We start from the raw sequence: 12,353 nt of genomic DNA on the forward strand, positions 1-12,353 counted from the left end.
GACATTTGACTCATCTCCCCATATAATGAGGAAATATTCTAATAGCAGTATATGTCACTTTTTGATGATTCGTTCCCTCCTTTTCCCTTATAAAAAAACTCTTAAAAGCTAAGCATCATCGCTAGCTTTTAAGAGTTTTTGATTTCTATTCACGAAATTGGCTATTATACAAATTAGCATAGAATCCATTGCATTTAAGCAGTGATTCATGTGTTCCCTGCTCAATAATTTCTCCCTGATTTAAAACTAAAATTTGATCAGCGTTTTTAATCGTGCTTAAACGATGAGCAATAACAAAGGTTGTTTTCCCTTCCATCAGACGCAGCATCGCTTTTTGAATTTGAACCTCTGTTCGCGTATCAATAGATGAAGTTGCCTCATCTAAAATCAAGATAGATGCTTTTGATAAAACTGCGCGAGCAATGGCTAACAATTGACGTTGTCCCTGTGAGAGGTTACTTCCATTATCTGATAAAATCGTATCATACCCATCCGGTAACTGCATGATAAATGCATGGGCATTCGCCATTTTAGCCGCTAAGATCACATCTTCATCCGTCGCATCTAATCGTCCATAGCGAATATTCTCACGAACCGTTTCAGAGAAAAGATAGGTGTCTTGTAACACCATCGAAATATTACGACGTAAACTTGAACGCGTCAAGCGGTCAATATTTTCACCATCAATTAAAATATTTCCTGAATCAATATCGTAGAATTTTGTTAATAAATTGATGATGGTCGTTTTTCCTGCCCCTGTTGGCCCAACAATCGCAACGGTTTCTCCCCTTTTGGCATGGATACACGCATCTTTTAAAATCGTTTTTCCTTTATCATATGAGAATTTAACATGTTCTAATACAACGTCTCCATCGAGCTCAGCTATATCATGTGCTCCATCAGGATCTAATTCCGGGGCTTCATCCATAATTTCAAATACGCGCTCTGCCCCCGCTAATGCTGATTGAACCGTGTTAAAAATATTCAAAATCTCATTGATCGGACGCGTAAAACTTCTCATATATAAGATAAAGACAAAGATATTCCCAATTGAAAGCCCTGTTGTGTTTAGGGCCAAAATCCCCCCAACAACGGCTACGATTAAAAAGGTCATATTATTAATAAAGTTATTTAATGGTCCCATAAATCCTGACAAGGCTTGGGCCATAATCGAACTTTTCGTTAATTGACGATTAATTTTACCAAACTCATTTTCAACCGTTTCTTCTTGTGAAAATAAAAGAACGGCCTTTTGTCCGGAAACAATTTCTTCGATGTACCCATTAAGATTTCCTAAATCTTGTTGTTGTTTAATAAAGAACGGTTGAGTTTTTTTCACTAAAAATCGTGAAGTTAAAAACATCAACGGCGTCGTAATGAGTCCGACCACTGTTAATGCAGGACTTAATACAATCATCGCGATTAACATTCCGATAATCGTTACAATCCCTGAAAACATTTGTGTAATACTTTGTGATAAGGTCATATTAATGTTATCGACATCATTCGTTAGACGACTCATTAAATCACCGCTTGAGTGGGTATCAAAAAAACGTAGCGGTAGTTTTTGCATACTTGTAAATAAATTTCGGCGAATTTCAGCCGTCGTTTCTTGTGAAAGCTTCACCATAATTAAATTTTGAAAGTACGTGGCTAACACGCTAATGAAGTAAATGCCAGCGATAAAAAGGCACATCCATTTTAACCCTGCTAAATCGTGTGGCACAATATAATCATCAATAATATTCCCGTAGTAATTCGTTGCTAACACATTAACAACCGTCGAAATAATACATAATAAACAAACGAAAATTAAGGCATAAATTTTATGACTCATGTAACCAAGCAATCGTTTAATCGTTGACTTCGGATTTTTTAACTTTTCAGCTTGGTGAAAACGCCCACCAGGTCCGGCCCCTGGCCCCATCGGTCTAGCCATGATGAACCGCCTCCTCTCCTAATTGTGAAATGGCGATACTACGATAGATTTCATTCGTTTTTAATAATTCCTCATGCGTCCCGATTCCCGAAATATGTCCCTGATCAAGAACAATAATCTGGTTGGCATCCATGACTGCCGAAATACGTTGGGCAATCATAATCACCGTACTCCCTGTCATCTGTTCTTTAATTGCCTCTTGTAATTGACGCTCGGTTGCCATATCCAATGCGCTTGAAGAATCATCTAAAATTAAAATTTTAGGTTTACGAATCAAAGTCCTTGCAATGGAAACCCGTTGTTTCTGTCCACCCGATAAATTTTTCCCACGTTGTTCAACTTCTGTCTGATAACCAGACTCTTTTAATTGAATAAACTCCATGGCTTGTGCATCTCTTGCCGCTTGGTCTAATTCTTCATCCGTCGCGTCATGATATCCAAATTTAATATTCGACTCAATTGTTCCCGAAAACAAAATACTCTCTTGTAAAACTACGCCAATTTTATCTCGTAATTCATGTAGGCTTACCTCTTTAACATTTCGACCACCAATTAAGACCTCCCCCGAACTTACATCGTAAAGACGAGGAATTAACTGAACAAGCGAACTTTTACCTGCACCTGTTCCACCAATTATCCCTACCCGATCTCCTTGTTTAATTTTAAAGGAAAGATCCGTTAGAACCTCTTCACTGTGATCATGATATTTAAATGACACATCTTTAAATTCAATATCATACTGATCGATGACCTCAGGACTCTTTGAATCTTGAATGCTTGATTCCGTCATTAACACTTCATTAATACGATCTGCTGACGCTTTTGCCCTGGAAAAGTTCATCGATATCATAATAACCATCATTAACGACATCATAATTTGCGTTAAATAATTGATGAACGCCATGATTTTTCCAGTCTCTAACACACCTGCTTGAACTAAAAATCCACCATACCATAAGACAGCAACGATACTAAAGTTAACTAAAAGCATGACCACTGGATTTAAAATAATCATCAATTTCTGAGCACGAATACTTTGATTCATTAAATCATCATTTGCTTCATTAAATCGATCTTTTTGTTTATGTTCAATCGTAAATGCCTTAATGACGCGAACCCCTAATAAGTTTTCACGCATGACATTGTTCACTTTATCGATTTTTTCCTGCATACTTTTAAACAATGGGAACGATCGTGACATGACGATAGCAACAAAGATTAAAATAACAGGAATTGTAATAACAAAAATACCAGATAAATCTGAACTTAATCGATAAGCCATTAAAATTCCACCAATGCATAATAACGGTGCTCGCACTAAAATACGCAACCCCATCATCACCATGGTTTGAATCTGAGTAATATCATTAGTCAATCTCGTAATTAACGATGATGTTTTAAAATGATCCAATTCTAAAAAAGAGAGGGACTGGATCGTCGCAAATAATCCATCACGCAAATTTTGTCCTAAGTTGACAGCAGCAATCGTTGAAAAAATGGAACATCCAACACCGCCAATCAATCCGATCACCGCAAATCCAATCATTTTAGCTCCGGTCATCCATACATAGGTCGTGTCGCCATTTGTAATTCCAATGTCAATAATATTCGATAACATCGTCGGTAACATTAAATCCATCGAAACTTCAACAAGCATAAATAAAGGGGCCAAAATCGCATAAAGGATGGCCGATCCCTTTAAATAGCGTAATAGTTTAATCATGTGCCTCAATCTCCTTTCGACGCAAATTTTCATACATTCGCTCTAAATACTCTTTCATTTGCCCTCGCTCTGATGATGTAAAACCTTCAAACAAACAATCATCGATTTGACGGAAAGCTTGATTAATTCGATATTTTAACTCCATTCCCATCTCCGTTAAAAAAACGTTCGTCATTCGGCGATCATCCTGATTAGCCTGCCGATAAATCAATCCCCGTCGCTCCAAATGTGCGAGCAAACTCGTCACCGTCGCCGGTTGAATATGGCAATGTTTAGCTAACTCCTTTTGCGAACAGCCATTATGACGATGCAAATAGTCTAATACTTTCGGTTGCCCCTCCGTTAAGCCAAGCTTTTGAAATTCATATTGAAAAATTCGGCGATGCATTTTAGCTGTTTTTACAAATAATCGGTTCAAATCTAATAACTCATGTCCTTCGCATTCATCTTTCATCAACGGTGCTCCTTCCTTCTAAATGATTAGATATCAAACTATTAGATATCTTAATATTTAACATAATTGTCGGTTAAAGTCAATCACTTCCAAAAAAATAATGACTACAGGCCTTCTTCTGCGCAAACAAACTACTTTAAAAACTTCGCATGCTGCCATTCGTAAGGAAATAACGATAAATACGTCGGCTCTACATAACGCTCATCAATTAAAACAACAATCCCACGATCGGTATCTGAACGAATCACACGTCCAACGGCCTGCATCACCTTATTAAATCCCGGATAAAGATACGCATATAAATACCCCTTTTGAAAGGTTTCCTCAAAATATAACCGTCGTTGTTCAGTTAATGGATTAAGTTGTGGAAGTCCAACCCCGACGATGACCGATCCAATTAAACGGTCCCCAATCAAATCAATCCCTTCACTAAATATGCCTCCTAAAACAGCAAACGCCACCAATGTCTTTTCCGACTGAGCCTCAAATTGAGCTAAAAATACCTCACGATCATGTTCATCCATCTCACGCTCCTGAGCAATCACCACTTGCTCCTCGCCAACTAACGATTTATAGCCCTCAAACACTTGCTCTAAATACTGATAAGACGGGAAAAAAATAAAATAATTTCCTTTTCTCTGACGCGTGACTTGAAAAACCGTAAACACAAGTTTCGACAAAGAAGCTTCCCGCTGCTTATACTTCGTTGAAATGCCGTAATGAACATACAAATCTAAATTTTCACGCTCAAATGGGGACGGTAAAAAAATCTGCTCACACGCCTCATCATGAAGCAACACCGTCTGATAATAACTTAACGGATGAAGCGTCGCCGAAAACAAAATAGCCGAACGAACGTGCTGCATTCGGTCATAAAGATAGAGACTCGGGTTTAAACAAATCAAACTGATTTTTAAATCTATCCCCATCCTTTCATACCGAACACGAAAACATTCATTATAAAAGTCAGATATTCGTAAAAACTGATGACATTCAAAATATAAATCCATTAATTGCGGCTTATACTCCGTTGTAGGATGCGCATATAAATATTTTTCTAACCCTTCTAATAAAGCCATCACTTTCGTTAAAAAAGAAGACTCGACTTCCTCCTTAAAAATTTCCTGTTTTTTATCCTCCTCTAACTCTTGCCGATACTCTAATAACTTCAAATTGAGGGCGTTTAATGCCTTATTAAGTGATTTGCTCTTTCCTTTGAATAGACGTTTAAGCTCTTGAACCTTTCCTTTAGTCAAAGAAGCACTAAACATCTCACATGCTCGATCATACAAATTATGTGCCTCATCTATTAACGCAATATGAGGGGAAGGTTCGTCAAAAAAGCGTCGCAAATAGGCACGTGGATCAAACATGTAGTTATAATCACCGATAATCGCGTCACTAATTGAAGCCATCGCTAGCGAATACTCAAAAGGACACACCTGATGCTTTTTAGCATACGCCACTAGCCGATCGCGATTAAAGAGTTGCTCAGTTTCAAATAGGTCTTTGACCGCCTCATTGATCCGGTCAAAATAACCTTTAGCATACGGACAATAAGTGGGGTCGCACTTTACCTCTTCCATCAAACAAATTTTTTCCTTCGCGGTAATCGTGGTCACTTTTGCTACCCACCCCGTCGCCAAACACACATCAAAAGCTTTTTCAGCGACTTGCCTTCCTATTGTTTTTGCCGTTAAATAAAATATTTTTTGTTCTTGATCACTCAACGCCTTAATACTTGGAAAAATAGTTCCCATCGTTTTACCGATCCCCGTTGGGGCTCGTAATAGCAGTTGTTTACGTTCTTTAATACAGTGATAAACGGATGCCGAAAGTTCTCGTTGGTAACTTCTAAAATCACCAAACGGAAAGGTGAAACTTTTAGCTGACTTTAATTTCAACGTCATCGAACGAACGAGAATCAAATACCACTTCAAATAAATTTGTAACGTTTGCTCCATAAAAGGTTCTAACTCTTCCTTCGTATACATTTCATCGATTTGTCGCGTTTGCACGCCTTCTAAATCACAATAAATTAGCCGCACCAAAACTTGTTCCCACTCCGGATGCTCGCATAAAAGTAAGTATGCATAAACTTTTGCCTGTGCAAGATGGGTAGGACGATCCCCTGGAATAATAGCGTCTAATGGCCGGGTAGTCGATTTAATCTCCCCTACGATCCATTGCCCCTCTCGTTCAAGCAATAAATCCACTCGTCCATTAAGGTGAAATTCATGCTCACCGATCGCGTAACGCCCTTCTACATAAACCTCGCATTCTTCCTCTAAATATCGCTCCTGAATCGCCTGGTGAGCTTTCGTCCCATACTGGGCGCGATTAGCAGAAAAATATTCTAAATTCAAATCACCTTGTTGATACACATAACTCACAATATCTTTAATGCCTTTTTTAATAATCATGCCATCACCTCCCACTTAAATAAAAAAAAAGAAGAATGAGCCTTCAACGGCTCGATTCTTCCCCTAAACTAAGCGAGTAGTCCATTTTTCCCCATCCCAAATATCAGTCACAACCTCACGATAAAACTCAGGTTCATGGGAAATTAAAAGGACACTTCCTTTATATTCTTTTAATGCTCGTTTTAATTCTTCCTTCGCGTCTACATCTAAATGGTTTGTCGGCTCATCGAGAATTAAGACGTTCGTTTCACGGTTAATTAATTTAGCTAAGCGAACTTTGGCTTGTTCCCCTCCACTTAAAACCATGACTTTACTTTCGATATGTTTTGTTGTTAATCCACACTTAGCTAATGCTGCACGTGCTTCACCTTGTGTTAAATGTGGAAACTCATCCCAAAACTCTTGTAAACATGTTTTGTCTTTTCCACCTTTGATTTCTTGTTCAAAGTAACCAATATGTAAATGTTCACCTAATTCAACACTTCCAGAAATAGCAGGAATTTCTCCTAAGATACTACGTAATAACGTTGTTTTCCCGATTCCGTTTGCCCCACAGATTGCAATCTTCTGTCCACGCTCCATCGTTAAATTTAAAGGAGCTGATAACGGCTCGTCGTACCCAATCACTAAATCTTTTGTTTCAAAAATATAACGTCCAGCGGTACGAGCCACTTTAAAATTAAATTCAGGTTTTGGACGCTCAGCTGCCAGTTCAATAATCTCCATCTTATCTAATTTCTTTTGACGTGACATCGCCATATTACGTGTTGAGACACGTGCCTTATTACGCGCAACGAAATCTTTCAAATCAGCGATTTCTTGTTGTTGTTTTTTATACGCTGATTCTAACTGTGCTTTTTTCGCCTCATAAATACGGACGAAGTTATCGTAATCTCCCACATAACGGTTTAACTCCTGATTTGCCATGTGGTAGATGAGATTAATCACACTATTTAAAAATGGAATATCATGTGAGATTAAAATAAAGGCATTTTCATACTCTTGTAAATAACGCGTCAACCATGTAATATGCGCCTCATCTAAGTGGTTCGTTGGCTCATCTAATAATAAAATATCCGGTTTTTCAAGTAATAATTTTGCAAGTAAAACTTTCGAACGTTGTCCCCCACTCAATTCCGTTACATCACGTTCTAAACCAATTTCTTGTAATCCTAATCCTTTTGCAACTTCTTCAACCTTCGCATCAATGACATAAAAATCATTATTCGTTAAAATATCCTGTAAGACCCCAACTTCCTCAAGTAAGGCATCCATTTCTTCTGGAGATACCTCTCCCATTTTCATGTATAAATCATTAATTTTTGCTTCCATATCAAATAAATATTGGAAGGCAGTTTTTAGCACATCACGGATGGTCATTCCCTCTTGTAAAGCAACATGCTGGTCTAAATATCCAACACGGACATTGCGTGACCACTCAACTTTTCCTTCATCAGGCGCCAATTTTCCCGTAATAATATTCATGAACGTTGATTTTCCTTCACCGTTTGCTCCAACTAATCCAACGTGCTCACCTTTTAATAAACGGAATGAAACATTTTCAAAAATGGCGCGGTCCCCAAATCCATGACTTAAGTTTGTTACATTTAAAACACTCATTAACGACTCTCCCTTCAAACACACCTTCTCCATGTGTCGATTGAATTTTATCTTATTCGATTATATCTCACATTGTAGGGAATGAAAAGTATTTTTTCACTTGCTAAATTTGGGTGGACTCCAACTGACCACCTTTTTCTTGTTGCCATCTTTCATACCGTTTATTGCGCTCTTTTAACGTAATAATTTCCTCACTTAATTGCATGCGTTTAAACTTCATCGATGACAATCCATACGGGCTATATGATTTCGTATACGGAATAATTCGCGTAATCGCATAACTCCCCCCTGAAGAATAAAGCGGAATAAAATAAGCTTGATCAATTGCATACGCCTCAGCATCCGCATAAAGCTCATATCGCTTATCTATATTCGCCACTTCAGCATTCGCAAGGTCCTTTAACTCCTTATAAATATACAATCCTATCTGTTCCTTAATCTCTTTTTCTTCCTCGCTTTGGACAGCCGCTCGGTTAAGACCAAAACTTTTTAACAAATCCCCGTTATCCGGGTCTAAAATGTCTAAATAACTTTTCGGATCTCCGTAATCAGGTGACCACCCGGCCGAGAAGATCAAGTCACTATTCACTAACTCCGCCGTTTTTGACGCCAATAAATTCTCACGAGAACTCATAATGAGGTTCAGACGAACCTCTCCTTCTAAAGATTCCTCGATACTTTGTTTTAAAGCCTGAGCACTTCGAAAACTCGTCTCGCTTTCTCCATTTAAAATCACATCTAAATAAACGGGAAATTGAACGCCCTCACGACTTAACTCCTCTTTAGCAATCGCCAACTGCTCTTTTGCAAGTTCCGGATTAAAAAAGGCCATTTGTCCATCCTCAAGACTCAGTTGTTTAGAGTAAAGCTTAGCATCTAACCCTTTTAGCGAATCGCTCACTAACGTCCCATAGTATTCTCCCGTCGAGGTTTTAACAAAAGTCGGTTGAGTAAGCATATTTCTTAACGAAGTCTTTTTCAATTCATCGCCAACCATTTGACGATTAATCGATTCCGTATCAATCGCTCGCATAATCGCGCGTCGAAAAGAAGTATTCAAAAGGGCCTGTTTTGTATCCTCCCGTTGTTTGTTTGTTTTGGGTGAAACATCCTGTTTACTATCTAGCGGTGAATGATACTGTTGACGATTAAAAACAAAGGTCGCAAACGCTACCGCACCGTTTGTATCCGTCACAAAGATAGAATCCCCATATTTTTCTTTCGCACGTTTCACAAGAGGGGGATTATTCACATCTAATGGAGCGGACACAATCTCCTTACGATCAAAAGCTAAAAAGAGCGTCGTCGGGTCCGCCTGTTGGCAATAAATGAGCTTTACTTTTTTCACGTGCACCTTTTCTTTATCCCAATAATTTGGATTGGCTACATATTCAATCGTCGACTTCGACGTAAAATTTTTTAAGAAATAAGCCCCATTGTATAAAATGGATTCCGGTTTAACGGCACCAAATTGACAGGTTGAATAATCGGGGTTCCCAAGACGGCAACCGGTTCCCTTCGACTCTAAAAAGCTACGGTTAACAGGAAGCAAAATCGAATACGTCGTCATCGTTGGAAAATACGGCGTCGGTTGAGTCAACTCATATTCAAGCGTATAGTCATCAATCGCCCGAACCCCCACCTCACTAAACGGAACTTCCCCTTTGACATAAGCGTCTAAATTTTTGATTAAAGGTTGCACCAAATAAAGGGTTTGGGATTGAAAATCAGCGGCATGCCAAAGCCCAGTAACAAAATCATCAGCTATCACTTCACCATAATCCACTCCTTCATCCGTATACCAATGCACCCCCTCTCTTAACTTAAATCGCCAAACGGTTTTATCTTCATTACTTTCCCAACTCGTTGCCATCGCGCCTACTAAATTTCCATACTCATCATGTTCAAGCAAGCCGTCAATAAAATTGGCAAAGTGCGCTGAATCAACGGTCTTGTACGTATAAAGATAATCAAATGTCTCCGGATCCATCCCATAAAACCCAATATAATCATCCGTTGAAATGTCTTCCTTCGCCTTTACAGGAATCGCAGCCACTAACATACAAAAACTCAGTCCTATTAAAAAAAACATCCGCATTCGTCTCATCTCATCACCTGTTTCTATCAAAAATAAGAGTAGCCAACTGGCTACCCTTATTTTTCTACCTCTGTTGCAAAACATACATCTTCTTTCAAAAAACACCAAATTCCTTAACTTTCACCCAAAAACCCTCTCTCCTGTTCACTTCTCACACTTATCACTTATCATCAATCCAAAGCGAGCATTTTCTAATGAAACAGATTCCCTTATTTCACTTGGAAAGAACAGGGAGTTGAAAAATTTTGTGCACCGCTATTGTTTTTTCTCCCCTCCCTCGTTAAAATAAAAACGAGGTGAAAAAAATGAATTTTTTTTCGATATTGTTCCGAATCTTTTATCTTTTTTGTTGTTTTAAATTGACTATCTTGCTTATATCTGGGTTCCTTCGAATACTAATTGAAAATTTTTCCTGGGGCGAAGGGATCCTTGCTCGTATAAAAAGCCTAAAAAAACAAGGCATCGATCAACTTAATCAAAAGTTAACTGTCCTGTGGGACCACCATCCACTTCTTCATACCGTGTATCTTGTGATTAGATTGCTCTACCTCCTCCTCACCATCGTTGTTTATATTAGTATCCTCATGGACCTTATGACCCTTCTATTCCATTAATAAAAACTTGTAGACAAAACCTTTTAATCAAGCATTTCTCTACAAGCCTTTCCTTATCAAAAAGCCTATCGTCGATGATTCACACGATAGGCTTTTATTTATTTTAACCGGATTTCTTTATAAGTCTGACTCATCTGATTTAAATCCAGGATATGCACTTACACCATGTTCAGATAAATCAAGACCTTTCATTTCTTCCTCTTCAGTGACGCGAAGTCCGATGGTACGTTTTAAGATGACAAAGGCGATATAGGAAGCAACAAAGCCCCAAATCGCAATAACCACTGCCCCAAGCACTTGAACACCTAAGAAGTGGAAACCGCCACCGTATAACAAACCACCTGTCGTTGCAAATACACCTGTTAAAATGGTTCCAAGAACTCCACAGAATCCATGAACAGGAATTGCACCCACCGCATCATCAACTTTAAATTTAGATTCTAATAAATAATTACCTGCCATCATCACAAGAGCTGAAAGAACCCCAATCGCAATAGCACCGAAAGGTGAAACAAGGTCGCATCCTGCGGTAATTCCGACTAATCCCGCTAATGCTCCGTTCATGGCTGCATCTACACTAGGTTTACCTTTTAACCAGGAAACAATAAGTGCGGTGACGGTCGCGGCTGATGGTGCTAAGTTTGTTGTTACCATAACATGAGCAATTGCCTCTGGATCACTTGCAGTTAATGTTGATCCTGCATTAAAACCAAACCAACCAATCCATAACACGAAAACCCCCATGGCAGCAAGCGTTAATCCATGACCGTGAATCGTATTTGCTGAACCATCCGCATTAAATTTTCCTCGGCGTGCACCAAGAAGTAAGACACCTGCTAAAGCAGCAAATCCACCTAGGGAATGAACAACAGCAGAACCTGCAAAATCATGGAATCCTAATTGAGAAAGCCATCCGCCACCCCAAACCCAGTGACCACTAATTGGATAAATAAGGGCTGTCATAATCGCACTAAAAATTAAATAGGTTGAAAATTTCATTCGTTCTGCAACTGCCCCTGAAACAATCGTCACCGATGTCGAGCAAAAAACGGTTTGAAAGAAAACATAGGCAAGAAATGGAATAATTAATCCGAGAAAACTATAATCACCGGAAATACACCAATCAGGCGTCCCAACCCATCCGAAGTTCGAACCATTAAACATTAACGAAAAACCAAGTACAAAGAAAACGAGTGCACCAATCGAATAATCGCAGAAATTTTTCATCATAATATTCGCCGCGTTTTTAGAACGCGTAAACCCACTCTCGACAAGCGCGAATCCCGCTTGCATCGAAAACACTAACACTGAAGCAATGACTACCCATAGGGTATCAATAATTACATTAAGATCAATTGTCATAATCTGTCCCTCCTAAAATCCCACACAGTCAGTGGAAATTTCCTTAGTCTAAATTTGGACGATGCGCAATTGTCTTTGGGCCCAAAAGAAAATTTAAAAGGCGTTCCTCATTTATTGAAG

At 38.8% G+C, this 12,353-nt stretch carries 7 protein-coding genes; all 7 read right to left on the reverse strand.

The features are described 5' to 3' along the window. Positions 1 to 145: 145 nt before the first annotated feature. The 7 genes from VXM77_RS07680 to VXM77_RS07710 all read right to left on the reverse strand — a co-directional run bounded on the left by VXM77_RS07680 (position 146) and on the right by VXM77_RS07710 (position 12,233). Positions 146 to 1,939 carry an ABC transporter ATP-binding protein gene (locus VXM77_RS07680; RefSeq protein ID WP_161832004.1) on the reverse strand — a complete coding sequence of 598 codons (1,794 nt, stop codon included), beginning with the start codon at positions 1,937 to 1,939 and terminating at the stop codon, positions 146 to 148. Then, complete coding sequence (locus tag VXM77_RS07685) at positions 1,932 to 3,662, reverse strand: ABC transporter ATP-binding protein (protein WP_161832003.1); 1,731 nt, start codon at positions 3,660 to 3,662, stop codon at positions 1,932 to 1,934. The genes VXM77_RS07680 and VXM77_RS07685 overlap by 8 nt, the downstream gene beginning before the upstream one ends. Continuing rightward, a complete protein-coding gene (locus VXM77_RS07690) occupies positions 3,655 to 4,116 on the reverse strand; it encodes a MarR family transcriptional regulator (RefSeq protein ID WP_161832002.1) in 462 nt (153 codons plus the stop codon). Before VXM77_RS07690 ends, VXM77_RS07685 begins: the two co-directional genes overlap by 8 nt. A 131-nt stretch (positions 4,117 to 4,247) precedes the next feature. Continuing rightward, on the reverse strand, positions 4,248 to 6,539 hold the full coding sequence (locus VXM77_RS07695; RefSeq protein WP_338505869.1) for a helicase C-terminal domain-containing protein: 2,292 nt from the start codon (positions 6,537 to 6,539) through the stop codon (positions 4,248 to 4,250). A gap of 63 nt (positions 6,540 to 6,602) precedes the next feature. Beyond that, positions 6,603 to 8,159, reverse strand: a complete 1,557-nt coding sequence (locus VXM77_RS07700; protein ID WP_161832000.1) for an ABC-F family ATP-binding cassette domain-containing protein — start codon at positions 8,157 to 8,159, stop codon at positions 6,603 to 6,605. A gap of 103 nt (positions 8,160 to 8,262) precedes the next feature. Beyond that, positions 8,263 to 10,251, reverse strand: a complete 1,989-nt coding sequence (locus tag VXM77_RS07705) for a peptide ABC transporter substrate-binding protein (RefSeq protein ID WP_237658921.1) — start codon at positions 10,249 to 10,251, stop codon at positions 8,263 to 8,265. Positions 10,252 to 10,988: 737 nt separating this feature from the next. Then, positions 10,989 to 12,233 carry an ammonium transporter gene (locus VXM77_RS07710; protein WP_161831998.1) on the reverse strand — a complete coding sequence of 415 codons (1,245 nt, stop codon included), beginning with the start codon at positions 12,231 to 12,233 and terminating at the stop codon, positions 10,989 to 10,991. Positions 12,234 to 12,353 lie beyond the last annotated feature (120 nt).

This window comes from Turicibacter sp. KK003 (genome assembly GCF_037014675.1).
GTDB classification, from domain to species: domain Bacteria; phylum Bacillota_I; class Bacilli_A; order MOL361; family Turicibacteraceae; genus Turicibacter; species Turicibacter faecis.